At 64.5% G+C, this 23536-nt stretch carries 21 protein-coding genes and 1 tRNA gene; 9 read left to right on the top strand and 13 right to left on the bottom strand.

Annotated elements, in window-relative coordinates; translation table 11 throughout:
• Positions 1-168: 168 nt before the first annotated feature.
• Positions 169-1476, top strand: a complete 1308-nt coding sequence (locus M0R88_RS02345; protein ID WP_248655358.1) for a DUF7115 domain-containing protein — start codon at positions 169-171, stop codon at positions 1474-1476.
• 34 nt (positions 1477-1510) lie between these two features.
• Here M0R88_RS02345 and M0R88_RS02340 read toward each other — a convergent pair whose 3' ends face one another.
• Complete coding sequence (locus tag M0R88_RS02340; protein WP_248655357.1) at positions 1511-1924, bottom strand: DUF5830 family protein; 414 nt, start codon at positions 1922-1924, stop codon at positions 1511-1513.
• 141 nt (positions 1925-2065) lie between these two features.
• On the opposite strand from M0R88_RS02340, the gene M0R88_RS02335 reads away from it, so the two are divergent.
• The 5 genes from M0R88_RS02335 (at position 2066) to M0R88_RS02315 (ending at position 5649) form a co-directional block, all read left to right on the top strand.
• Positions 2066-2737: a TVP38/TMEM64 family protein gene (locus M0R88_RS02335; protein WP_248655356.1), complete on the top strand. Its 672-nt coding sequence runs from the start codon at positions 2066-2068 to the stop codon at positions 2735-2737.
• Between the two features lie 136 nt (positions 2738-2873).
• Positions 2874-3404, top strand: a complete 531-nt coding sequence (locus tag M0R88_RS02330; protein WP_248655355.1) for a PGF-CTERM sorting domain-containing protein — start codon at positions 2874-2876, stop codon at positions 3402-3404.
• Entirely contained in the window at positions 3401-5014 is a 1614-nt protein-coding gene (locus M0R88_RS02325; protein ID WP_438267196.1) for a molybdopterin-dependent oxidoreductase, read from the top strand. Before M0R88_RS02330 ends, M0R88_RS02325 begins: the two co-directional genes overlap by 4 nt.
• A gap of 37 nt (positions 5015-5051) precedes the next feature.
• Positions 5052-5327, top strand: coding sequence for an ArsR/SmtB family transcription factor (locus M0R88_RS02320; protein WP_248655354.1), 276 nt, complete (start codon positions 5052-5054; stop codon positions 5325-5327).
• A gap of 34 nt (positions 5328-5361) precedes the next feature.
• A complete protein-coding gene (locus M0R88_RS02315; protein ID WP_248655353.1) occupies positions 5362-5649 on the top strand; it encodes a DUF8036 family membrane protein in 288 nt (95 codons plus the stop codon).
• Between the two features lie 31 nt (positions 5650-5680).
• On the opposite strand, the gene M0R88_RS18720 is transcribed toward M0R88_RS02315, so the two are convergent.
• The 3 genes from M0R88_RS18720 to M0R88_RS02300 form a co-directional block, all read right to left on the bottom strand.
• Positions 5681-5839: an HVO_2523 family zinc finger protein gene (locus M0R88_RS18720; protein ID WP_248656768.1), complete on the bottom strand. Its 159-nt coding sequence runs from the start codon at positions 5837-5839 to the stop codon at positions 5681-5683.
• Positions 5840-5883: 44 nt separating this feature from the next.
• Positions 5884-7161: an aryl-sulfate sulfotransferase gene (locus M0R88_RS02305; RefSeq protein ID WP_248655352.1), complete on the bottom strand. Its 1278-nt coding sequence runs from the start codon at positions 7159-7161 to the stop codon at positions 5884-5886.
• A gap of 200 nt (positions 7162-7361) precedes the next feature.
• Positions 7362-10505: an adenosylcobalamin-dependent ribonucleoside-diphosphate reductase gene (locus tag M0R88_RS02300; protein ID WP_248655351.1), complete on the bottom strand. Its 3144-nt coding sequence runs from the start codon at positions 10503-10505 to the stop codon at positions 7362-7364.
• Positions 10506-10905: 400 nt separating this feature from the next.
• Between M0R88_RS02300 and M0R88_RS02295 the strand changes: the two genes are divergently transcribed.
• The gene (locus M0R88_RS02295) at positions 10906-11100 is read left to right on the top strand and encodes a DUF8029 family protein (RefSeq protein WP_248655350.1); all 195 of its coding nucleotides are present in this window, start codon (positions 10906-10908) and stop codon (positions 11098-11100) included.
• Between the two features lie 173 nt (positions 11101-11273).
• Here the strand turns inward: M0R88_RS02295 and trpG are convergent, their stop codons facing one another.
• Genes trpG through trpD form a run of 4 tightly spaced genes read right to left on the bottom strand, consistent with a single transcriptional unit; the run spans position 11274 to position 15251 of the window.
• The gene (trpG, locus tag M0R88_RS02290) at positions 11274-11900 is read right to left on the bottom strand and encodes an anthranilate synthase component II (protein ID WP_248655349.1); all 627 of its coding nucleotides are present in this window, start codon (positions 11898-11900) and stop codon (positions 11274-11276) included.
• Complete coding sequence (gene trpE / locus M0R88_RS02285; protein WP_248655348.1) at positions 11897-13558, bottom strand: anthranilate synthase component I; 1662 nt, start codon at positions 13556-13558, stop codon at positions 11897-11899. Before trpE ends, trpG begins: the two co-directional genes overlap by 4 nt.
• The gene (locus M0R88_RS02280; protein WP_248655347.1) at positions 13555-14250 is read right to left on the bottom strand and encodes a phosphoribosylanthranilate isomerase; all 696 of its coding nucleotides are present in this window, start codon (positions 14248-14250) and stop codon (positions 13555-13557) included. Before M0R88_RS02280 ends, trpE begins: the two co-directional genes overlap by 4 nt.
• Complete coding sequence (gene trpD / locus M0R88_RS02275; protein WP_248655346.1) at positions 14247-15251, bottom strand: anthranilate phosphoribosyltransferase; 1005 nt, start codon at positions 15249-15251, stop codon at positions 14247-14249. The genes M0R88_RS02280 and trpD overlap by 4 nt, the downstream gene beginning before the upstream one ends.
• A 527-nt stretch (positions 15252-15778) precedes the next feature.
• Between trpD and M0R88_RS02270 the strand changes: the two genes are divergently transcribed.
• Positions 15779-15852, top strand: a tRNA-Val gene (locus M0R88_RS02270).
• A gap of 754 nt (positions 15853-16606) precedes the next feature.
• Here the strand turns inward: M0R88_RS02270 and M0R88_RS02265 are convergent.
• From M0R88_RS02265 to M0R88_RS02245, 5 genes are all read right to left on the bottom strand, one after another.
• Complete coding sequence (locus M0R88_RS02265; protein WP_248655345.1) at positions 16607-19018, bottom strand: amino acid permease; 2412 nt, start codon at positions 19016-19018, stop codon at positions 16607-16609.
• Between the two features lie 86 nt (positions 19019-19104).
• A protein-coding gene (locus M0R88_RS02260; protein ID WP_248655344.1) for an IS630 family transposase occupies positions 19105-20105 on the bottom strand; the annotation gives its coding sequence in 2 pieces (ribosomal slippage) (positions 19105-19613 and positions 19613-20105; 1002 coding nt in all).
• Between the two features lie 417 nt (positions 20106-20522).
• Positions 20523-21086 carry a DUF7504 family protein gene (locus M0R88_RS02255; RefSeq protein WP_248655343.1) on the bottom strand — a complete coding sequence of 188 codons (564 nt, stop codon included), beginning with the start codon at positions 21084-21086 and terminating at the stop codon, positions 20523-20525.
• Between the two features lie 2 nt (positions 21087-21088).
• Positions 21089-21766 carry a DUF7344 domain-containing protein gene (locus M0R88_RS02250; protein WP_248655342.1) on the bottom strand — a complete coding sequence of 226 codons (678 nt, stop codon included), beginning with the start codon at positions 21764-21766 and terminating at the stop codon, positions 21089-21091.
• Between the two features lie 150 nt (positions 21767-21916).
• Positions 21917-22258, bottom strand: a complete 342-nt coding sequence (locus M0R88_RS02245) for a lycopene cyclase domain-containing protein (RefSeq protein WP_248655341.1) — start codon at positions 22256-22258, stop codon at positions 21917-21919.
• A 118-nt stretch (positions 22259-22376) separates the two neighbouring features.
• Here M0R88_RS02245 and M0R88_RS02240 point away from each other — a divergent pair, with 118 nt between their 5' ends.
• On the top strand, positions 22377-23519 hold the full coding sequence (locus M0R88_RS02240; protein ID WP_248655340.1) for a CBS domain-containing protein: 1143 nt from the start codon (positions 22377-22379) through the stop codon (positions 23517-23519).
• The last annotated feature ends 17 nt before the right edge of the window (positions 23520-23536 follow it).

The following is a 23536-nucleotide window of genomic DNA, read 5'->3' as shown; positions in this document are numbered from 1 at the left end:
CTCATCTCACTCGGGTTCGGGACGGCGAGGCACGGTGGTTTTGGAACCGAACAGGGGGACATCGTCGCTCGAAGACTCTCGGAGGTTCCTTCCCGTCATCCTTTCGGATGAAAAATACCGCGGCACTTACCCGGCGGATTTAAGCCGGGGGGCTAATCATACCTGTTCATGAGCGTTCCCGGAATCGTACAGTCCCGGCTCGACGGCGAACAGGTCGCGGCGCAGGTCGCTCTCGGCGGTGAGGACGGTCTCTACGTGACTCGAACGCGGACCCTCATCTACCGCGCGGACGGACTCCTGAGCGACGAGTCCGTCGAGGAGTACCCCCACGAAGCCGAACGTATCGAAATCTCCGAAGGGCGGCGCAAGTCGTCCATCAGTCTCGACTACGGTATCGACGGCGAGGAGAAGTTCAAAATCCCGAGTAACCGCCTCTACGAGGCGCTCCACCCCGTGCTGGCGGGCGTGCTGAACGCCGCTGACGTGACCGGTCCCGACGAGACGGTCAAGCAGACCTACCAGTTCAGCGAACTTACCTTGGTCATCACCAGCGAGCGCGTGGTCAAGCACGTCGGCGCGGCGGTCTGGGACGAGGACTACGAGGAGTTCTACTTCGACGACGTGACCGCCCTCGACGTGGAGGAGGGGAACGTCTCCTCCCAGATTATCATCGAGAGCGAGGGCCGACCGCAGCGCATCAAGACGCCGAGCGACCAGACCCGCGAGGTCCGCGAGCGCATCGAGCGCGCGCTGCTGGACTACCACGGGATGAGTTCCTACGACGAGTTCGCCCGCGAGCACGCCGACCCCGAGAAGCAGGCCGAGACCGAGAAAGCCGCCGCGGACGACGGCGACGACGCGGCCGAGAGCGAGGCCGACCCGCTGGCAGGCGGCGGCGTGGACCCCATCGACGCCAACCCGCCGGAACTGGACGACGACGGCGCTATCATCGAAGACGACGCGAGCGTGACGACCGCCGACCGGCCCGACGAGGACGTCACCGCGGCCGAAGCGAGCGAGGCCGCCGCGCGCGCCGCGGAGGCGAGCGCGGGGACGGAGGCAGGTGCGGGCGCAGAGACGAGCGCGGACGCGGAACCGAGCGCGGGCGTAGAAGCGGGCGCTGGCGCAGAGCAACCGGACGGACCCGCCGACGCCGACGCCGGCGGCGAGACGGACGCCGCCGACCAGCCGACCGGCGCTACCCTCGCGGAGACCGACGAAGCCGCCGACACCGCCGACGCCAGCGCGGCGGCCACGGTGACGGACGGCGAACCCGCGGACGCGACCGCCGAGAGCGCCGAATCGAGCGGGTTCGCCGACTCGGGCTTCGAGCCGGCGAGTTCGGAACTGGAGCGGGACACGACCGAGGAGCAATTGGCGGCACTGACGGAGGCCGTCGAGCGCCAGAACGAACTACTCGCCGAGCAACAGCGCACGCTCCAGCAGCTCATCGAAGAGCTGAGTCGCGGTCGGTAAGTCGGCTTCTCGCCGACCGATTTCGACGAAATTCTCAGTCTCGGCCGGTGACCTTTCGGATGCACTCCGGGCCGAACGCGCCGTGTTCTCCCGCGTCGAGGTCGATGAAGTAGCCGGTCGAGATGCTCGCGCCGCAGCGTCGACAGGAGAACTCCCCCTCCTTCGTGACGATTTCGCTCTGGAAACTGACGTAGCCGCCACCCGTAGTCGTGACGATGCCGTTCTCGCGCTCGATGACTCCGCGCTTCTCGGCTTCGTCCAGAATCTTCCGCGTCGTCGCGGGGTGGGTGGTGACGGTCTCGATGCGGTCTACCGCCTCCGCAACCGAGAGTTCGGGGTCTTCGAGTTTCGAGAGGAGTTCGACGCCGACCGCCACGGGGTCGGCGTCGTCGCTCGCCGCGTTCCCGTCCGCGGCGTCCGCTCGCTCCGATGCCTCGTCGTCGGCCATCACTTCCGATTCACCCGCGAGGCGGATTAAACCTTGCGCGAGGCGTCGCTCGGCGGCGATTTCACTTTTCTCTCCCCGGCTCGGAGCCACCCGAGTCCAACCCAAAAAGAGGATACCGACCGAACGGAAACCCACGGAGCGATGGCCGACTTCGCGCGCCGCCAAGCCGTCGGACTCGCCGTTCTCGCGGTCGTCGTAGCCGGAAGCCTGCTCGCGGGACCGGACCACCTCTTCGCGGTCGCGCGGAACCTCGCCGACCGGCCGGTCGTCTTCGGCGCGCTGCTGGTCGGCGTCTACCTCGTCCGTCCGCTGTTCGCGTGGCCGACGACGCTCGTCGCGATTCTCGCGGGGTACGCCTACGGCCCGGTCTGGGGATTCCCGGTCGCGCTCGCGGGGACGACTGCGAGTGCGCTCCTGCCGTTTCTCGCGGCGCGCTACGTCGGCGCGGGGTCGGGAACGCGAACCGGACGGGGGTCGGGGCTCGTCTCGCGCCTCGGCGACTCGGGCGAGCGCTTCTTCGACGCTACCGGCGACCTGCGCGGGATGGTCGCCTCCCGACTCGCGCCCGCGCCCTCCGACCCAGTCTCGGCCGCGGCGGGCCTGTCCGGAGTCTCTCCGGGCGCGTTCGTCGCCGGAACCGCGCTCGGCGAAGTGCCGTGGACCGCCGCGGCCGTCCTCGCGGGGAGTTCCCTCGACCACCTCTCGACCGCGGGACTGACCGCGATAAACTGGGAACTCCTCGCCGCGGGGGGTGCGGTGGCGGTCGCGCTCCTCGCCGGACCGGCCTACCGCGCCGTGAGCGCCCGGCGGTAGGTCCGTCTCGCGGCGGCACGACCGCGACCCGCAACCGGAATTGGAACGGATTTGGAACGGAGTCGGAGCGAACCGGGACCGGAGTGGGGTCGGAGTTCGAAAAATCCCTTTTAGGACGGCTCTCGCCGATAGAGCCATGCGTTTCGCAACGTCGATTACCGTGGCAGTGGTCGTCCTGACAGTCTGCGTCGCGCCGATTACGGCGCAGGAGACGACGACCGAGTGTGGTCCGACGAGTAGCGAGATGATGGGCAACGAGTCGATGAACGAGACGACCGCGATGATGAGCGAGACGACTGCAATGGCCGACGAAACGGGGATGACAAACGAGTCGATGAGCGAGACGACCGCGATGATGGGCAACGAGTCGATGAACGGGACCACCGAGTCGATGGGCGGTATGGCGAACGAGACCACCGACTCGATGGCCTCGGAGACGACGACCTGCGCGGGCGATTCGATGAACGACGACTCGATGGGCGAAACTACCGACTCGATGTCCGGCGATTCGACGTCGGAGACCACCGATTCGATGAGTGACGACTCGATGAGCGACACCACCGACGCGGCCGAGAGCGGGTCGAGCGCGTTCACGCCCGGATTCGGCGTCGGCGCGGCGCTCGTGGCGCTGGTCGCGGCGCTCTACGTCGCCCGGAGGAGACCGTGACCACACGAACCGACCCGGACGGCATCGGCCCAGGCGGTATCCGTTCCGAAGCGAGGGGCCTGCTGGCGTCGGCCCTCGTCGCGGGCGCGGCGGGGACCGCAGCGGTCGCGGGGTCGTACGCCGCGGTCGGTCGGACGCCGGCGTTCGTCGCCGCACCCGTCAGCGAGGTCGTGATCGCCTCGACGCCCGACGCGGTCGTCACGTGGTCCATCCAGACTCTCGGGAGCCTCGGGAGCCAACTCGGGTTCCTGCTGGCACTCGCGCTCACGGTCGGCCTGTTCGCGCTGGCCACCGCGGTCGCCGCCCGCCTCGCCGACCGCTTCGCGGTCCCGGCACTCGCCGTCGCGCCCGTGGCCTGCGTCGCCGTCGCGCTGGCGCTCACGGGGTCGGCCGCCTCCACGCTCGCGGCCGGTGCGGGCGCGGGTCTCGTGGTCGCGCTCGCGTCGGTCGGCGCGAGCGACGCGGACGAGGCCACCACGGACGCCGCGGCCGACGCCGCTCACGCGTCAGCCCGGCGGCGCGTCCTCCAGGCCGTCGCCGGCGCGTTCGCGGTCGGCGGCGTCGGCGCGGTCCTCGGTTCCGGCAAGGGCGGCGACGTGCCCGAGACCGACGGCGAGGTCTCGGCCGGCGTCCAGTCGCTGCTGGACGAGGCCGCCGAGAAGTCCCTCGACGTCGAGGGCATCGAACCGCTCGTCAGCGAGCAGTTCTACCAGGTAGACGTCAACAACGTGGACCCGACGCCGAAGCGCGAGGACTGGACGCTGAGCGTCACGGGCGCGGTCGAGGAGGAGACCGAGTTCGACTACGAGGACCTGACCGGTCTCTCCGAGTCGGTCGAACACCGGTTCGTCACGTTGCGGTGCGTCGGCGAGGGGCTGAACGGCAAGAAGATGGACACCGCGCTCTGGACCGGCGTGCCCGTGACGGAGCTGCTCGATTCGGCGGGCGTCGAGTTGGGCGAGAACTGCTGTGTCATGCTCCGCGCGGCCGACGACTACTTCGAGGAGTTCCCGCTGTCGGCCCTCCGAGACGGCTTCCTCGCGTTCGAGATGAACGGCGAACCGCTCCCGCGCGGGCACGGCTACCCGGTTCGCGCCCTGATTCCGGGCCACTGGGGCGAGATAAACGTCAAGTGGCTCACCAAGATCGAGGTGTTGGAGGAGGAAGCGAAGGGCTACTGGGAGAAGCGCGGGTGGCACGGCACCGGGCCGGTCAACACCGTCGCCAAACTCCACGCCGTGAATCGACTGGGCGACGCGACCGATGCGGCGTCGGGCGGCGCGACGAAGATGCAGGTCGCGGGCCACGCCTACGCGGGCACGCGAGGAATCCGGAAAGTGGAGGTCTCGACCGACGGCGGCAGTTCGTGGAACGAAGCGACGCTCTCGGAGCCGCTCCCCGGAAATCCCGGCGAGGGCGGGTCGGAGAACGGCGAGCAGTCGGCCGCCGAGGACGCGTGGCGGCAGTGGGAGCACACTTACGAGGCGACCGACGCCCACGACGTCGTCGTCCGCGCGACCGACGGCGAGGGGAACCTCCAACCGAAGGAGGACAGCAAGCCGTTCCCGAGCGGCGCGACGGGCTGGGTCTCGAAGTGGGTAGAGCCGTAATTATAAGAGTCGTGGCTGACAACCGAGGCACAGCGCGATGGACAAGGCGCTCTGGTACCTTCTCACGGCGACGCGCGGCGGCGAGAACCGCGCCCGGCTCATCCGCGAACTCTCCGAGCGCCCCCGTAACGCGAACCAACTCGCCGACGCGCTCGACGTGCGGTACAAGACGGTGCGCCACCATCTCGACATGCTCGAAGACCACGGCGTCGTCGAACCGGGCGACAACGAGTACGGGAAGCTCTACTTCCTCACCGACCAGTTCGAACAGCACCGCGAAGCGTTCGAGGAAATCATGGAACACATCGAATGACACGGAACAGACCGACCGAGACGGAGACCACAGCATGAGTACGATACAGCTCGCCAGCGGAATCGCGGTCGTGAACATCCTCCTGCTCGGTCTACTCACGACCGTCTGGGTCCGCAACTATCGGAAGTTCCGCACCTCGCTGCTGCTCGGACTGGTCGCGTTCGGGAGCGTCATGCTCGCGGAGAACGTCGTCGCCATCTACTTCTTCTTCAGCATGAAGATGCTCTACTCGGGCGACCCGACCGTCCAGCAAGCCGTGCTGGTGCTTCGCGGCCTGCAACTGGTCGCCATCGCGTTCCTGACGTGGGTCACGATGAAGTAGACGCCGGCCGCCGAAGACGGCGGAGATTCTGTCAGTAGAAGGTGTCCGCGCAGTCCATGATGACGCCGTGTTGCGGGCAAACGTACTTGCAGTGCCGCGAGTACATCGGCGTCTCGCAGATGGGACACGGGCGGCCGCCCCGCTCGTCTTCGCCGTCGCCGCCGTCTCCGGCCTCCGCCGAGTCGCTCATGTCGGAACGACGGGGAGCGAGCGCCAAGACTGTTTTCCTCCCGGTCACTCGTCGGACCGCCGACCGCGAACCAACAGGTAGCCACCCCGAACCCAGAGCGCGAGTGCGACGACGACAACTAGCAGGTGGCCCTCCGACACCCAGTACGGGAGGGCGACGACATGGCGTGCGCCCGCGAGGAGCGTCGAGAGGACCGGTACCTCGCGGTCGAGGACGCCGACCTCGCCGCGCCTCGGGCCGTAGGTCGCCACGGCCTCCGCCGGGGCCTCGCCGTACGGCAGGCGGTCTGCCTCGTAGGGAAGCGACGGGACGGCGTAGCTCGCCACCACGCTCCCGTTCTCCTCGATTTCGACCACGCGGTTGTTCCGACTGTCGGTGAGTAGCGTGTTGCCGTTCGGTAACCGGTCGGCGTCCCGCGGCCAGTCGAGACCGATTCCGCCGACCGTCGATACCGACCACGCCACCTCCCACTCGCCGGTCGTCTCGTTCTCGTGGAGTTCGACCGCGCGGTGGTTCTCCGAGTCGGCGACGAGGACCGCGCCGTCCCCGAGCCAGTGGGGGTTGTGCTGTCGGTTCAGCACGTCGGGGTCGCCGTTCTCGTTGATTACCTCTACGACGCCGTGCCCGCGTTCGACGACGAGGAGTTGGTTCCGGTTGCGAATCGAGACGAGATACCGGCCGTCGCCGATGCGGTCCACGTCGTTGAGGTGGAGCCAGTCGGTCGTCGTCGGGTCCGCCGGGCCGTCGTAGTGCTGGCTGGCGTTCCACGTCCAGACGCGCTCTCGCGTCTTCGGATTCAACAGGAAGATGCTCTCGTACTCCATGTCGGCGACGAGCAAGTTCCCCGAAGGGAGCATCTCGGCGTCGTGGACCTCGCTGTCCTCGCGCGTCCGGACCGGATAGCTCCACTCCCAGACGACTTCGGGGGTCGGTTCCGAGACGCCCGCGGAACTGGCGTTCGGGTCGATGATGCGGACGCCCGTCCGCTTGCAGGGCGGGTCGTACGGTCCACACTCCTCGTAGTCGCCCGCGGCGAACGTCGCCAGCACCGACCCGTTGTCGAGACGCTGGACGTTCTGGTAGCTGATGATATCGCCGAGCGACCACTTCACGTCGCCGCGGCCGTCGAGCGCGGTTACGTTGCCGTTCGGCCCCGGTCCCTGCACGCCGACCAGCAGCGTGTCGCTCGGTTCGACCCGCTCGGAGACCGTCTCGGTGTCGGGAGCGAGCGCCCAACTCGCGGTGAACGCGACGACGAGGAGGGCCAGTCCCGCGAGAACGACCGCGAGGCCGCGAGCGGTCGTAGTCGTCACGTCTCGCATCGACGCGTCTCCCGGCCGGGTCGGGTCGTCCGATTCGGTTCGCTCGCTCGCTTCCGGACTCTCGGCTCCGGCGTTTCGACCCCTCGAATCGAATCCATGGTCGGAAGGGGTATGCTACCGACCTACCTAATCGCTCTGGCTCTCGGCCGCAAAAAAGGAGTCGGCAGGTCTCGGTTCGGCGTCAGCGCCGATTCACGTCGTCAGCACTCGCTCCAGCCACAGGACTCGCAGGTCTTGCAGCCTTCCGAGTAGTACAGCGACAGCGACCCGCAGCTCGGACACTCCGGACTCTCGCCCGAGTCGATGATGTCCTGCTGGTCGGCCTCCTTGCCGGAGGCGACCGCGCCGCCGTCAGTCTCGCGGCCCACGTCGGCTTCCGGACCGGCGTCGGTTCGAGTGGCGGTCTCGTCGGACCCGACTTCGTCCTCGACCTCGGTGAGGTTCTTCTGCTGGGGGTAGGCCTTCTCGACGTCGCCGTCGAGATACCGGCGCATCGCGGTGCCGATGGCGTCCGGGATGGAGTTTATCTGCTCGCCCTTGTCCCACGCGACCTTCGGACTCCGGATGCCCTGTAGCTCGTCGGTGATCTCCTCGGGGTCCACGCCCGAACGGAGCGCGGTCGAGATGGTCTTGGCTAGCGCCTCGGTGAAGGAGGCGGTGAAGCCGCCGGAGTTGCCGATGTTGGCGAACAGCTCGAAGGGTCGGCCCTGCTCGTCCTCGTTGATGTTGACGTAGAGCTTGCCGTACCCGGTGTCGATGCGCTGGGTGATGCCGTGGAGGACGTCGGGCCGCGGCCGCTTGCTGGCGTAGGACCCCTCGCCGTCCTCGCCGTCGGCGACTTCGAGGATGGACTCGATCTGCTCGTCGAGGTGAGCCTGAACCTCGTCGCTCTCGACGAAGCCCTCGATACCGCCGAAGACCTCCCGAATCTGTTCGACCAGTTGCTCGGCGGCCTCGCTCTCGTCGGCGAACTCCTTGTTGTCCGCGCGAGTGGTGAGGACCTGCTTGGAACGGGTGCCGTCGCGGTAGACGGTCACGCCCTTCCCGCCGTTGTCGTAGATGTACTCGTAGACCTCCCGCATGTCGTCCTTGCTCGCGTCGTTCGGGAAGTTGCAGGTCTTCGAGATGGCCGAGTCCACGCCCTCCTGACAAGCGCACTGGACCGCCGCGTGGTCCTTCCCGGAGAGGTCGGACGTGACGACGAACAGTTCGCCGATGGCGTCCGGGACGGTAGTCAATCCGTCGACGCCGTCGAACTCGTTGCTGGCCATCTGCTCTTGGGCCTCGCGCTTGACCTCCTCGACGTCGATGTCGTTGTCCTCCAGCACGCGGAGGAAGTAGTCGTCGAACTCCACGAGCATCTCGTCGCCCTGCACGTCGTCGGAGACGTTCTTGTAGTAGGCGACGTTGTAGATGGGTTCACAGCCGCCCGTGGTGTTGCCGACCATCGAGGTGGTGCCGGTCGGCGCGATGGTCGTCGTGTTGTGGTTCCGGACCGCGAAGCCGTCCTCCCAGTCGTCGGCGCTCAGGCCGGTCTGCTTCTCGAACCACTCGCGGTACTCGGTGGGGTTCGCGTACTTGCTGTTGTCCCACTCCTCGAAGGAGCCGCGCTCCTCGGCGAGTTCGTGGGAGGTCCACTTGCTCTCGTGGTTGATGTACCGCATCAGTTGGCGGGCGATTTCGTTGCCGGCGTCGCTACCGTACTCGACGCCCAGTTGGATGTAGAGTTGGGCCAGCCCCATGACGCCGAGACCGATTTTCCGCATCTCCCGGACCTTCTGCTCTATCTTCTCGACCGGGAAGTCCGACATCGTGACGACGTTTTCGAGGAATCGAGTGCCGTACTCGATGCGGTGGTCGAACTCCTCCCACGCCATCGCGTCGGCGAGGAACGCGTCTACCGCCTCCTCGAAGTCGTCGTACTCGTCGCCGTGTTCGTCGTACCAGACCCGCCAGTCGGGGGCCTCGGTGTCCGCGAGCGTCGAGAGGTTGATGTGGCCGAGGTTGCAGGCCTCGTACTCTTCGAGCGGCTGTTCGCCGCAGGGGTTGGTGGCGAGAATCCGGTGGTCGGGGTGTTCCTCCACATCGAAGGAGTGTTCCTTGTTCACTCGCTCCAGATAGATGACGCCGGGTTCGCCGTTCTCGTGGGCACCGTCTACGATGCGGTCCCAGACGAGTTCCGCGGGAATCGACAGCTCCTCGCCGACCTCGACGTGGTCGCCGAGACCGAACATCTCGTAGAGTTCCTTGGTGTGCTCGGTGGCGATGTGTGGCTCCTCGGTCCGGGGGTTCGTGAAGGTGAACTCCTCGCCGTTCTTCACTGCCTCCATGAAGTCGTCGGTGATGCCGACCGAGATGTTGAAGTTCGAGAGGTGGCCCTCGGCGGCGTTCCGGAGGTGCTTGGGCACGCGCCCGTCGTCGTCGATGAGTTCGCGGGCCTCTTCGAGGGCCTCCTCGAACGAGTTGTGGGTGTAGTCGTCGGGGTCGTTCAGACGGAGGGTCTCCGCGAGGCTCACGTCCTTGTTCTTTGCGTGGATGAACTGGATGACGTCGGGGTGAGAGACGCGCATGACGCCCATCTGGGCACCGCGCCGCGCACCGCCCTGTGCGATGGTCTCGCACATCTGGTCGTAGGTCCGCATGAACGTGATGGGACCCGAGGCGATGCCGCCCGTGCTACCCACGGCGTCGCCGTAGGGCCGGAGCTTCCAGAACGCGTAGCCCATGCCGCCGCCCGACTGGAAGACCTGCGCGGCCTCTTTGGCAGTCTGGTGGATGTCGTCGATGTCGTCGGCCGGGGAGTCGACGAAACAGGCCGAGAGCTGCTGGAGTTCGTCGCCCGCGTTCATCAGCGTCGGCGAGTTCGGCATGAACGACAGGTCCTCCATCAGCGTCTCGAACTCCTCGCGCACGTCCTCGACGTGGTCTCGAATCTCGTCGGGGAGTTCCGGGACGACCGTCTCGTAGGAGAATTTGTTGACGTTGTAGACCGAGAGGGTCGTCTCGACGTCGTCGTCGGCCGTGGTCCCCTTGCCGAAGACCTCCGCGGCGAGCTCGTCGCGCCGGGGGTGGTCGGGCTTGAGCTGATCGGGCGTGACCGTGACTTCGGCGTCGCGCTTCTCGGCCTCGTAGACGGCTTCGGCCAGCGCGATGTTCTCGGCGACGCGCGGGAAGAGGTCCTCCTGTTCCTCGATGAGGTTCCCGTCGGTGTTCTTCCGGAGGTAGCGCGCCGGGAGGATGTTGTGGTAGGCGTTTCCGGTGAGTCGGTCTTCGAGGGTCTCGCCCTCGGTCCGCTTGATGGGGAGCGTGAGTTCGTCGGCCGTCAGTTCGCCCGCACCGCTCATGCGTCGGTCACCTCGGGCTTCTGTCCGGCGATTCCCGCTCCTGCGAGTGGCGTAGTTCGTATCATTCGTGACGGCGCTTTCATTCTGAGGCCTCCCAAATAAGCATTTCTTTCACTAATTCAAGTTTATTTGGACTGTGATGCCTCTGTTCCAAATTGTACGATGCCGCGAGCGTCCGTCCCGGCGACACAGACGGAACGGATTCACGGCTCTCGGGTGGTCGCTCAATGGTAGCGTCCGGACCCTAATAAGAGTATGCAGACCGTAGCGGAAGTAGTCAGACAGCGGAATTGTACTTCAGTAATCACGGCCTACGTCCGCGGCGTCGAGCGGTTCGGTGCGACGAGCGGATGTTAAACGGGCGATACGTTTACGGTCCGGTGGGAACGTTGATTTTAGTATGGACCTCCCACTCGCGGCTGGCCCGCTCGGTTCCGGACTGCTCGCCGACCCGCTCGGGCAACTACTGGTCGGACTCGTCGCGCTCGCGGCCATCGTACTGGTCGGGCGCGTCCTCCTGAGCGTCGCGTGGAAACTCCTGTTGGTCGCCATCGTGGTCGTCGGCGGACTCTACACGGCAGGTGTCCTCCTGTAGCGTACGAACGTTCAAGTCCAAGGCCGAGACGAACTCCGTTCGGACGATTCGTACGGTTACAGCGAGGGAGGTGGTAACTCAGCCACCAGCGTCGATGAACCTGTGACCGTCAGTCCGACTACCCTGAGAAGGCTGAGCTACATCACGTCACCGACGAACCGCCAGCGACGAGTCTACGCGATGTCGTCGAGGAAGTTCCGAATCACGTCGTGGCCGACGGCCGTCAGCACGCTCTCGGGGTGGAACTGGACGCATTCGATAGGATGGTCCCGGTGGCGCACGCCCATCACCAGTTGTTCCCCGTCGTGGTCGGTCGTCGCAGTGACCTCGAAGCAGTCGGGAACTTCGGTCGCCACAAGTGAGTGGTAGCGGCCAGCGCGGAACCCCTGCTCCAGTCCCGCGTACACGCCGCGCCCGTCGTGAGAGACCGGAAACGCCTTGCCGTGAATCGGTTCGGGCGCGCGACCGACCGACCCGCCGTAGGCGTAGACCGCGGCTTCAAGACCGAGACAGACCCCGAGCGTGGGCACCTCGGGACTGACCTCGCGGAACACGTCGAGCGTGACGCCCACGTCGCGGTCGTTCTCCGGGTGGCCCGGTCCCGGCGAGACGACGATGGCGTCGGGGTCGGCCTCGCGCACCTCCGACATCGTCGCCGTGTTCCGGACGACTTCGGTGTCGGCGTGTTCGCTCGTGTACTCCACGAGGTTGTACGTGAACGAGTCGAAGTTGTCCACGAAGAGGACCTGCAGGTCGGTGGCCTCCGGCCGAGTCCCGTCGCCGTCCGCGCTCGCGGTCATCGTCCCACCTCGGGCGCGTCCGTATCGGTACTCGGCGTCTCCGACGGTGACTCCTCGATGCGTTCAAGGGCGGTCAGCACCCCGTCCATTTTCTTCTCGGTCTCGTCGTACTCGGCGGCGGGTTCGCTGTCGGCGACGACGCCCGCGCCCGCTTGGACGGTAATTCGGTCGCGCGGAGTGGCGTCCGGGTCGGACTCGACCGTCGCAGTCCGAATAACGATGGCGAAGTCGGCGTCGCCCGACCACGAGTAGTAGCCGACGCCGCCGCCGTAGAGACCCCGAGGAGTCAGTTCGAGGTCGTCGATGATCTCCATCGCGCGAATCTTGGGCGCGCCCGAGAGCGTTCCGGCGGGGAACGACGCGCGCGTCGCATCGAAGGGGTCGGCGTCCGCGGCGAGTCGCCCCGTCACGGTGCTCTCGATGTGCTGGACGTGGCTGTACTTGAGGACGTTCATGAACTCTTCGACCTGCACGCTGCCGGGGTCGCTGACCCGGCGTACGTCGTTGCGCGCGAGGTCCACCAGCATGGTGTGTTCGGCCCGCTCCTTGCCGTCGGCGAGCATCTCGCCCGCGAGGCGGCGGTCCTCGACCGGACTCGACCCGCGCGAGCAGGTGCCCGCGATGGGGTTGGCCATCACCTCGCGACCGCGGACCGAGACCAGCGTCTCGGGACTCGCACCGACCACGGTCAGGTCGTCGTAGCCGAGGAGGTACATGTACGGCGACGGGTTCACGTCGCGGAGCGCCGCGTAGAACCCGAGCGGGTCCACCTCGCCACGGAGTTCACGCGTCCGGGAGATGACTCCCTGATAGATGTCGCCGTCGAGGACGTGTTCCTTCGCGGTGCGGACCGCCTCCTCGTACTCGTCGCGCGGTCCGGCCGTCGCCGACTCGCGGACGAAGTCGCCGGTCTTGGGTGCGTCGGCGGCGGCGAGGAGGTCGGTCACGCGGTCGGCCTCCCGTCGGAGGTCGTCGTATATTTCGCCGGCGTCGTCGTCCGGCCCCACGAGCGGCGTGAAGACCAGCGAGACGGTTCCGGCGAGGTGGTCGAACGCGACCGTCTTGGTGTTCAGGACGAACTGCGCGTCGGGGAACCGGGAGTCGGGACGCTCGACGCCCACCTCGTCCAGCCAGAGGTCGTACACCGCATCGTAGGCCAGAAAGCCGACGAGTCCACCCTCGAAGTGCTGGCGGTCCCCGTCGGGGAACCCGCGCTGTTCGGCGTCGGGCATGGCGTCGCGGAGCGTGTCGAGCGTGTCTCCCTCGCGGTCGGCGGAGACGTACTTCGCTGCCCGGCCGCCGAGCGACTCGACCGCGACGTCGTCGGGTTCGACCGTCACGACTGCGTCGGGGTCGTAGCCGACGTACGAGTAGCGAGCGTGGCGGTCGCCGGAGGTGTCCGGCGAAAACGCGCCGTCCGGGTCGCTCGACGCGGTCTTCTCGGCGCTTTCGAGCAGGAAGGCGTACTCGGAGGGGTCCACATCGGTCGAACGCCCGGTGAGCGCCGCGTAGGCTGACAGCGGCGTCGCGTCCACGTCAAGTTCGACCGCGAGGCGGACGACGGTCGGTTCGTCGCGGCCCGCGAGGTCCACGAACTGCTCGCGCTCCAGCGTCCCGGCGTCGTCCCCGCCAGTCGGCGTGTCGGAACTCGGCGTCATGGCGTCGGCGTGGACTGGGTTCGTTTCGCGTTCGCCACGAAGTCGGCGACCGCATCCGGGTCTTTCCGACCGGTTGGTGCGGGCGTCTCGCTGGCGGTGGACTCGTCGTCCGCTCGCTCGTCGCGGTCCACGCCGCTCGCCACGTCCACGGCGAACGGTTCGACCGTCTGCACGGCGTCGGCGACGTTGGTCGGGGTGAGTCCGCCGGCGAGGACGACCGGCGAGTCGAACGTCGAGACGACCTCGGCGGTCCGGTCCCAGTCGTGGGTCTCGCCGGTTCCGCCCGCGCCCTCGTCGTCCACCGAGTCCACGAGGAGCGCGTCGGCCACGTCGTCGTAGCGCCGGGCCGTCTCGGGGTCGTCGGCGTCCACGACCTTGATGACCTTCGCCTCGACGCTCGAAGTCAGGTACGCGAGGTCGTCGACGCTCGCGTCACCGTGGACCTGCACGGCGTCGGGTTCGACGGTTCGGACGAGTTCGACCGTGCGCTCGGGGGAGTCGGGCATGGTGACGAGGACGCTGGTGACGAACGGCGGCACCGCGTCGGCGATTTCGACCGCGCGCTGGACGTCGATTTCTCGGGGAGAATCGACGGGGACGTCCACCAGCAGGCCGACCGCGTCGGCACCCGCATCGACGGCGACCCGGAGGTCCTCGGGAGCGGTGAGCCCGCAGATTTTCACGCGCGTCATGCTGTCACGGTGGTCCTGAGGTCCTCGAACTTGTCGGCCGCTCCGCCGTCGTCGATGGCCTTCGCGGCGAGTTGCGCACCGTCTTCGAGTGAGTCCGCCTCGCCCGCGACGTAGATAGCGGCCCCGGCGTTGGCGAGAATGATGTCGCGCTTCGCGCCGGTCACGCCGCCCTCCACGATACCGCGCATGTCCTCGGCGTTCTCCTCGGGGGTGCCGCCGGCGACCGCGCTCACGTCGTGGCGCGAGAGACCGAGGTCGGCGGGCGTGAGCGTGTACTCCTCGATGTCGTCGCCGTGGACCTCCGCGACCGTGGTCTCGTCGTGGATCGCGATTTCGTCCATGCCCGAGCCGTGGACGACGAGCGCGCGCTCGACCTGCATCTGGGCGAGCGAGCGCGCGAGGACGGGCACGAGGTCGGGGTCGTAGACGCCCACGACCTGCGCGTCGGCTCCCGCGGGGTTGGTGAGCGGGCCGAGGACGTTGAAGACCGTCCGCATGCCCAGTTCCTGTCGCGGACCGATGACGGCCTTCATCGCGGGGTGGAAGACGGGCGCGAGCATGAACCCGATGCCGTCGTCCTCGATGGCCGACTCGACCGCCGGGGGTTCGGCGTCGATTTCGACGCCCGCGACCTCCAGCACGTCGGCGCTCCCCGACGACGAGGAGACCGAGTAGTTACCGTGCTTGGCGACGGGGACGCCCGCGCCGCTGGCGACGATGGCGCTCGTGGTCGAGACGTTGATGGTGTCGTAGTCGTCGCCGCCGGTCCCGCAGGTGTCCACCAGCGGCGAGCGGTCGGGGTCGATGGTCCGCGCCGCGTCGCGCATCCCCTGCGCGAACCCGGCGATCTCGGTCTCGGTCTCGCCCTTCGCGCGGAGCGCCGCGAGGAGCGCGCCGATCTGTGCCTCGCTCGCGCCCTCGAAGACGCGACTCGCCGCCTCGCGCGCTTCGTCGAGCGTGAGATTCTCGCCGTCGGTGACGCGTTCGATGTAGTCCTGCATTCGGAATCACCAATGTACTTCTTCGTCTTACAATGAACACAATCGTACATAGACTTAAAGGTGTCGGGGAAAGCGAGTCGGGCCATCTCCGACAGGAGTGGTGATTCGTTCTGCGAGACGCCGTGGTTCGGTCCACGAGACGCAATAACTGGTTCTCCGGGACGCACTCGGCTTATCTCAAATCGATGCCTGCGGGCGCGGCGCAACGCCGCGCCCGTAAGCGAGAGGCCTCTGTGTGGAGCGGTACGCTGGTGAGGTCCGAAGTAGCCTCTCGTCGGCAAATCAGCGAGTCGTATCGCAGGCGTACCACCGTCGAGCAACCGGTGGGAATAGGTAAAGATGCGGAAAAGAAATGAGCAGGCATGGTAGGAAATCTTTTATCTGTCCATACTACCGCTTATGCTGTCGTTGCGAGGGCCGCCCGTGACGACCGTTCGCGGGAATCGCCAGACTGCGACCGAATCCGAAAGGTTCAATTGTATCCCCGAGAAAGGAGGAAATGCGTCCGACGAAGACCGCACCGAAATGGGTTTGTGGTCTAGTTGGTTATGACACCTCCTTGACATGGAGGAGGCCGGCAGTTCAAATCTGCCCAAACCCACTACACTCCCTCCGGTCGTGTGAACCGCGCGACGGAGGGAACTTCTTCACGTTATTCCTCGTTGGTAGCCGTGGGTATTGTCATATTCCATGACTTTTTGTATTGTCCCTTTCCGGCTTCTGGTGATTAGGACTCGATTCGTTCTGGTGTAGCGTAACAACGGAAACCTATGGGATATTTAGTACCGACGACCTTCACAGTCGTGAAGTGGCCGTGTAGGAGGTTCTGAGCCAACGTTCAATGCAGAGCGTAGATTAGCCCTTGGAAAATTGGTTTGGGAGGATAGGTTTTGGCTCCAGCGAATACGGTTCTCAACTATGGTTCTCGGTATCCCCTCACGAAATGGTAAATAAAGAGGGCAAGTAAGATCCCCCGACACCCACAAGATGTGGGAATACTATCGCTGAACCACTCGTTACGCCAAAGCGGTCTCCCCATCCGATAAGGAATATAAAAATAGCCAAAAGAGTGAGATAAGCGATTAGCCGGGGGTGTTCATACGGTCAACTCGGTATCAGGACACAATAATCACATGCCCAATTCGCAAAAACGGATTGAAGAACACATCGCAACCTCAAGCCACGGATATGGAACGTGAACCGCACCGGCAGTAAGGACAATCACACCAGTAGCGACACGAAGTACGAACCCTCCGAACGAGACGAATATTCCGAGAGTTGCAATTCGGAGGACATCTGTCGAGAGCCTGTCCGGATGTTGAGCAAGAACGGTCTATAAACGACGGCGGCTCACATTACGGTCCGAGCCACCGAGACAATGTCGAGGTGATGTCGATGTTGCGTTTCGCCATTATCACGGTGCTCTTTGCCTCCCACCCAATTTGTTCTGGAACGGCACCGAAGACGAACTGTTTGAGTAAGCCTTCCCGAGTGGCACCGACGACTGTCAGGTCGTAGGCGTCCGATTCCTCGACTACTGTGGTGGCGATGTCGTCCCCCTCGACGATACTCGTATTGGTACCATCTACGCCTTCGAGTATAGCCGTAGTAGACTCAACGGTATTCTGTGCTTCTTCACGCCGCTGATCGTCCGCATTTGGTTCGACGACGTGCATTACGTCAACGTCAGCCCCCGTCGTCCGTGCGATTGCTCGTGCAATCTCGGCGGCGAGATCGGCGTGTGGACCGCCCGCTGTGGGAACTAAGATAGACTCGACGTCTCCGGCTCCACCGATTCGCTCGACCAGGACGTCTGCATCTGCCTTCTGCGCGACCGTATCCACGTTACTCCCGAGAACGATGTCACGGCGCTGGCTCTTGTGCTGGCCCTTCCAACCCATCAGAACCATCTCGCAGTCGTACTGCTCGACGGTGTTGAGAATCGCCTCTGCAACATCGTGACCAATACGGATCGTACCATTGACCGGCACACCGGCATCCTCTGCGACGTCCATCGCCTCGTTGAGGACCTCTCGTTCGTCAGTAACGAACTCCCGGCCCTCCGAAATCGGAGTCTGCTGGGGAACCGTCACGACGCTCATTACCAGAATTTCGGCGTCTTTGTCCCGAGCGATATCGACCGCTGTCCGCATCAGTTGCGCGGCGTTTTCGGGGTTCGCGATGGGAACGACGATTTGGCCTTCCGCTTCGGATGGAGTATGTTCGGTCACGAGCGTCGGAGTTTCTTCTTCGAGTTGTTCGGCTTCCTGTTGCTTGGAGTACCCATAGTAAATTAGGAGTCCCAATCCCATCCAAACTGCGGTCGTCACAAGCGCAATGAGGCCGTGGTTACTCTCACCGATGCCGAGAGCTTCAAGGCCGAGAGTGTAGATGAGGAACGGCGTTAGAATTATCTGGAGGACGATGCCGATGAGCGGCGGCCACGGCATGAACGGCACCTCGTACGTCCGGGGCAGGTCGGGGTGGGTCTCGCGCATCCGGACGACGGTCCAGTTGACCTGCACGAACAGCAGGATGAACATGATGTCCGCGGAGGCCGCGACCGCCTCGATCGGGAGGATGACCGCCATCGCCGCGATCAGGATCGCCGAGATGAAAATCGCCCAGTGGGGCGTCCGCTTGTCGGGGTGGATGTTGTTGAAGACACCCGGAAGCGCGCGGTCGCGGCCCATCGCGAACGAGACCCGACTCGACGAGTACACCGTCGCGTTCAGCGCGCTCATCGTCGCCGCCAGCCCTGCAAACAGCAGCAGCGGGACGCCGTAAGGCATGAACTGTCCGGCGGCCCGGATGATACCGAGTTCGCCGAGTTCGCCCAGTAGCTCCCACGTGTAGACGTTCTGCTGACCGCTGACTTCCGCGAGGCCGATAATACGTTGCGTCACGTCGATGCCGCCGATGGACGCGAACGCGACGAGGATGTAGATGGGAACGACGATGGCCATCGAGTAGAACACCGCCTTCGGGATGTTCGAACCGGGGTCGACGACCTCCTCACCGGACTGAACGATGATCTCGTACCCCTCGAACGCGATGTACGTGAACCCCATCGCGCCGATGATACCGAACAGGCCGTTCGGCGCGAACGACGGGCTGTTGAAGAACTTGTCCGTCCACTGGGGCGCGGTAACGGTCGCGTACGCGCCGAACGCGATGAACGCGCCGAGGATGACGATCTTGATACCGGTCACGATGACGCCTGCCTTCCCGGTCTCCTCTGCTCCTCGGTAGTTGATGTAAGCGAAGGCGGCGACCATGAGGACCGACAGGCCTTTCTCGGCCATGATCGGGGTGATAAACCCGAGCAAGTGGAACTCGTGGGGAAGTCCCGTCGAATAGACGACGAGTTCGACGAGGAACACACCAAACGTGACTGCGTAGAGCGAACACGCGACCGCGTGGGCGAACCAACTCATCCATCCCGCATAGAAGCCGTTGGGGTCGACCAGCGCCTCCTTGACCCAGAGGTAGCCGCCGCCGGCTTCGGGGAACGCCGCCCCGAGTTCGGCGTACGACACCGCGGTGAACATCGCCACGAAGCCGTTGAGGAGGAACGCAAGCGTCAGCGCGGGCCCGGCGAGGCCAGCGGCGAACCCGGTGAGCGCGAACACCCCGGCTCCGATCATCGCCCCTACGCCGATGAAGGTGATGTCGAACAGGCTCATGTCGCGCGAGAGTTCCGTCTCAACACCCCCTTCACCTGACTGCTCTCCCGTCGCAACGTCTTTCGAAGAATCGTCCCCCATTGTGCTATACTATACCCAGAGGCTTCAAAAAGGAACTGGCGGAACAGCAAATTGACAGGACGATCCGTGTCGCACTATAGTAGGCACTAGAAGTAATTACTCACATTAGGGACAGAGAGCTGGTCGAGAGCGGTGTCAATCGCTGTTGTTAGCTCGTCGAGCGAGTCAAAGAAACGGTTACTGAGAGCAGCTTGAAGCTGTCTCCAGCATTCCTCGACAGGGTTCAGCTCCGGCGAATACGATGGTAACGTCACAAAGGCGAGGTCGTCACGGGCCGCCAGATCCGTGACGGCCGACGCCTGAAAATATGGCGCTCCGTCCAACACGACGATCAAGTCCTCTTCGAATTCTTTGCATAATGCTAAAATGAAATGTTTCGCGTGTTCGGCCGTGACGTACTCGGTGAATCGAGAGAAGAATCGATCACCGTCCTCGGTGATTGCGCCCAGCAGACACGTCCAGTCGCGTTGCCCAGAGAGTTCGACCGAGGGTCGCGTGCCGCGCGGAAACCACGCGGCACGCGGCTCAACTTGGACGGATTTCTTGGTCTGGTCGATACAGACTACGGTGGCGTCCATTTCCCGCCGCTTTTTTTGAGCTCGTCATGGAACGCTTCTTGCTCGTCTTCGTCGGATTCGGCGGCTGAACGGCGCGGTTTTTGATAACTCAATCCCGCTTCTTTCAGCAACCGCCGACAGCTCGGGATTGAATACTCGACGCCGTACGTTTCTTCGAGATACTCCTGGACGAGCGCCGGCGTCCACGCCGGCGCGTCGATCCCGACCTCTTCAGGTGGGTCGTGAACGGTTTCTTCGAATTCTTCTTGCTGTGATTCTGAGAGTTTTCGCTTTCTCCCAGTTCGTTTATCGTCAGAAACGGCTTGCTCAAGCGGCTCGTTGGTGTCGAGTCGCTTGAGCCAGCTGTAGATGGTCCGCCGCTGAACGTCGTACCACTCGGCTAGCTCGGTCTGCGTTACACCGTTCTTGTACGCGATGGCTGCTAGGAGCCGTTGTGTCGGCTTCTTTCCGTCCACGTTGTCGAGAGCGTCTTGCAATTCCTCGACGGAGATCTCGTCGAGATGATTCACTATCTCTTACAACAGTCTCTGAGCAAAAAGTTCTAACGGTTACTATAGTGGCATCTAACCGGCTAACCCTGTCTATCTCGAGGATTAGTTCTCCATTTCCAGATAGTCGTCACTGAACTTGTCGTGGAGGTTTCGAATGTCCTCATCGCCAATCTTGGGCGTGATATGGTTATTTCACGGCCTTCTATCCGGTCCAAATCTGCCCAAACCCACTCCAAATTTGCGTTTCGTTCACGAGTCCAGAAGCCGTGGCTTCTGGACTCGTCTACCCGTGAAACGAGTCTCTAGCGATAGACACTGCCGACGAGTGACCATTTCACGCCGGAAACGACGCCCTGAAACCCGCGCAGGGATCGCCTGAAACCGCTTCTGGAGGCCTGAGGCCGCCGTTTGAGGCCGGGGCCTGGAACCCCACCGCTATCCGAGGTCGTGTTCGCGGTCGCACATCGACCGGAGCCGCTCGAAGGTCTCGTCGGAGATAGCGTCGGGGTTCGCGCCGTAGACGCCCCGGACCTCCCGGGCCCGCACGCGGTTGGTCATCGTCTGGAAGAACTGGCAGACGCGGTCCGAATCGGCGTACATCAGGAGGACGCCGAGTGCGTCGAGGACGACCCACCCCGTTCCGGGTTCGACGTGGCGAATTGCGTCGGAGAACCGCATGGCGATGCCAGTCAAGTCGTTCGGACGCACGGGGTCTGTCGTCCAGAGGTCGCCGTCGTAGTCGCGGGCCGCGGGGACGACCGGCACGACGCCCGCGTTCGCGGGGTCGTGACCGGCGCGTTCGAGCTTCGCTTCGAGTCGCTTCGGGTGGTCGCGTGCCGAAACCACCAGCAGCGTGTCGGTCGCGCGTGTCGGGAGGGCGGCGAGCGGGTCGGCGTCGGTGGGCGTCCGAACGAGCGTCTGAGACCCGGCGGGGGCGAACGCGCCCCTCGGGTCGTCGCGTCCGAGCGTTCCGTCTCTGGACCGTGCCGCCTCCTCCATGGTCAGGACTCCTGTACTTCGGGAGGCGTCTCGCCGGCACCGCTGGCGTGTCGGGCGTAGTACGTGTGCGTGACGGCGACTGCGCCGTAGGCGGCGACGACCGCCGTTGCGAGAAGTACGTCGGCGACCAGCGAGAACGGCGGCAGTCCGAGCCATGCGCCCGTCAGCAGTCCGAGTCCCCCGACTGCGAGTCCGAGATACCAGTTACACCACGGGATGTCGGGCTGGGATTCGAGGTCCAGATACACGTCGAGCTGCTCGGCGGCGTCCGAGAGTTCCACGATACCGCGGTTCTGGTTGTAATCGACGATGCCCGCGTCGTCCAGCTTCGGGAGATGCGACTGGTAGAGGGCAGTGTACACGCGCTTGCGTTCCGCCGCAGAAATCGCATCGACTTCGATGTCGTTCTCCCACGCGGCCACCTGCTCGGCGAGTTCGGACAACTGCACCGAACCCTCGGCACGTCTGAGATAATGGAGTGCGTATCGGCGTCGTCGGTTTTTCAGAACGTCGAAGACGAGGTCGCGGGAGAGTTCGGGCTCGGATTCCTCCTCTTCCTCCTCGCTCTCGGATTCGACGATGTCAGAGACTTGCTGTGTCGCTACAGCGGAGTCCTGCTGGTCCGGAGTCTCCTCCGGTTCGGTACTTCCGGTTCCGGATGAGTCACCAATGGTGCTCATTAATATGCCACCCCTTGCTCGTAACCCAGCATGGATTGAACACATCGCCCGGATTAGCCTTTGTTATTCACCATTTACCTACTGACAATCGTTGCTTACGAACAGTTGCACCGCTGTTTCATCCCGTTGCCGTCCTGCGTTAACTGCCGCTTACTGGCTGTTTTCGGCGGTCTGAGACCCTTTCGCTCTCTCCCACTCCCGAAGCGTCTCGTGGAGACCGAGGACGAACGCCGGAACGACGACCATGAAGATGTGTTCCTCGATTGGTATTCCGAGCAGGTCGATTCCGGTCCGGAGTTGGATGGTGAAGACGCCGATATGGAGTGTGTACCAGTCCCACAAATAGGCGATTGGATACAGCGCCGCGATAGTCCGGGCGGCTTGAACCAGCGCACCGACTCGATAGAGGAGTCCTACCGCGACGGTACCGAAGACTACCTCGCTCGCCAGATACGTGTACTCGCCGAACACCGCGCCGATGTCGGGTATCACTGCCGGTGATACGGTCGCTCACGGCAAAAAATCACGGTGTAGCGCCGAGCAGCTACTTCTCGGAAATCTGTAATCCGGCCAAGTTTCATTATTACTGGCGGCCTATTTCACGACGACGATGGACATCGCTGATATCGCAACGACGGACTACATCGAGTTGGAAGCCGAATCGAACGTCGGAAAGGCGCGTTCCATTTTCGAGGAAAAGAATCCGAAAGGCATCATCGTGACGCGAGCGGGCGACTACGAGGGCGTCCTCACCCAGAAGCAACTGCTCCGCTCGCACATCGAGGACCACACCAAGGTCGATACGCTCACCAAATCCGCACCGCGAGTCGAGCGCACCGACAACGTCCGCGACGTGGCCCGTGCGCTGGTCGAGGGCGGCACGAAGGTCGCGCCCGTCTTCGAGTCGGGCAACCTCTGGGGTGTCATCGGCCAGGACCTCATCCTCGAAGCGGTGTTGGAGAACCTCGACACCTTGACGGTCGAACAGATATACACCGAGAACGTCGTCACCATCGCGGAAGACGCCACGCTCGGACAGGCCATCAACCGACTGCGCGAACACGGCATCTCCCGACTCCCAGTCGTGGACGACGACGGCTTCCTCACCGGCGTCGTCACCACCCACGACGTGGTGGAGTTCGCGACCCGGAACGTCGAGAAGACGACCCGCGGCGACCGGTCGGGCGAGGGCGACCGACTGCTGGACCTGCCGGTGTACGACGTGATGTCGAGTCCGGCCGCGACGACGTCGCTGGGCGAGAGCGTCCGCGACGCCGTCGAGCGCATGCTCGACAGCGACTACTCGGGGCTGGTCGTCACGCCCGAGGACGACGACCGGGTGGTCGGCGGTGTCGTCACCAAGACCGACGTGCTCCGCGCGCTCTCGTACACCGAGGAGGACGTGATGGACGTCCAGATTACCAACGTGAACCTGCTGGACACCCTCACGCGAGAGTCGATTCGGGAGTCCATCGCGGAGATTTCGGACAAGTACCAGAAGATGCAGGTTCGTCACGCGCACGTGCGATTCCACGAACACAAAGAGAAGCTCCGGGGCACGCCGCTGATTCAGTGCAAGATTCGACTCCGGACCAACCGCGGGCAGGTCGCCGGGTCGGGCGAGGGCTACGGCGCGGAACAGGCGTTCAGCGTCGCCCGCGACAAGCTCGAGCGCAACGTCCTCGAAGTGAAGGGCGTCGAGAGCGACCGCGAGTACGAGGGCCAACTCCTCCGAAAGCTCGGCGAACTCTGAGCCGGACGTAGCTCACC

The sequence above is a fragment of the Halorussus gelatinilyticus genome (genome assembly GCF_023238445.1).
GTDB lineage: Archaea > Halobacteriota > Halobacteria > Halobacteriales > Haladaptataceae > Halorussus > Halorussus gelatinilyticus.
Note: the sequence above shows the minus strand (reverse complement) of the source record. Positions and strands in the feature narration are given on the sequence as shown.

Excerpts from the sequence above, each read along its gene's own strand:
- M0R88_RS02320 (WP_248655354.1), top strand. The coding sequence starts at position 5,052 with ATGGACAAGGCGCTCTGGTACCTTCTCACGGCGACGCGCGGCGGCGAG.
- trpD (WP_248655346.1), bottom strand. The coding sequence starts at position 15,251 with ATGCAGGACTACATCGAACGCGTCACCGACGGCGAGAATCTCACGCTC.
- M0R88_RS02305 (WP_248655352.1), bottom strand. The coding sequence starts at position 7,161 with ATGCGAGACGTGACGACTACGACCGCTCGCGGCCTCGCGGTCGTTCTC.
- trpG (WP_248655349.1), bottom strand. The coding sequence starts at position 11,900 with ATGACCGCGAGCGCGGACGGCGACGGGACTCGGCCGGAGGCCACCGAC.
- M0R88_RS02255 (WP_248655343.1), bottom strand. The coding sequence starts at position 21,086 with ATGGAGGAGGCGGCACGGTCCAGAGACGGAACGCTCGGACGCGACGAC.
- M0R88_RS02280 (WP_248655347.1), bottom strand. The coding sequence starts at position 14,250 with ATGACGCGCGTGAAAATCTGCGGGCTCACCGCTCCCGAGGACCTCCGG.
- M0R88_RS02335 (WP_248655356.1), top strand. The coding sequence starts at position 2,066 with ATGGCCGACTTCGCGCGCCGCCAAGCCGTCGGACTCGCCGTTCTCGCG.
- M0R88_RS18720 (WP_248656768.1), bottom strand. The coding sequence starts at position 5,839 with ATGAGCGACTCGGCGGAGGCCGGAGACGGCGGCGACGGCGAAGACGAG.
- M0R88_RS02265 (WP_248655345.1), bottom strand. The coding sequence starts at position 19,018 with ATGGGGGACGATTCTTCGAAAGACGTTGCGACGGGAGAGCAGTCAGGT.
- M0R88_RS02250 (WP_248655342.1), bottom strand. The coding sequence starts at position 21,766 with ATGAGCACCATTGGTGACTCATCCGGAACCGGAAGTACCGAACCGGAG.
- M0R88_RS02240 (WP_248655340.1), top strand. The coding sequence starts at position 22,377 with ATGGACATCGCTGATATCGCAACGACGGACTACATCGAGTTGGAAGCC.
- M0R88_RS02300 (WP_248655351.1), bottom strand. The coding sequence starts at position 10,505 with ATGAGCGGTGCGGGCGAACTGACGGCCGACGAACTCACGCTCCCCATC.
- M0R88_RS02315 (WP_248655353.1), top strand. The coding sequence starts at position 5,362 with ATGAGTACGATACAGCTCGCCAGCGGAATCGCGGTCGTGAACATCCTC.
- M0R88_RS02295 (WP_248655350.1), top strand. The coding sequence starts at position 10,906 with ATGGACCTCCCACTCGCGGCTGGCCCGCTCGGTTCCGGACTGCTCGCC.
- trpE (WP_248655348.1), bottom strand. The coding sequence starts at position 13,558 with ATGACGCCGAGTTCCGACACGCCGACTGGCGGGGACGACGCCGGGACG.
- M0R88_RS02330 (WP_248655355.1), top strand. The coding sequence starts at position 2,874 with ATGCGTTTCGCAACGTCGATTACCGTGGCAGTGGTCGTCCTGACAGTC.
- M0R88_RS02345 (WP_248655358.1), top strand. The coding sequence starts at position 169 with ATGAGCGTTCCCGGAATCGTACAGTCCCGGCTCGACGGCGAACAGGTC.
- M0R88_RS02340 (WP_248655357.1), bottom strand. The coding sequence starts at position 1,924 with ATGGCCGACGACGAGGCATCGGAGCGAGCGGACGCCGCGGACGGGAAC.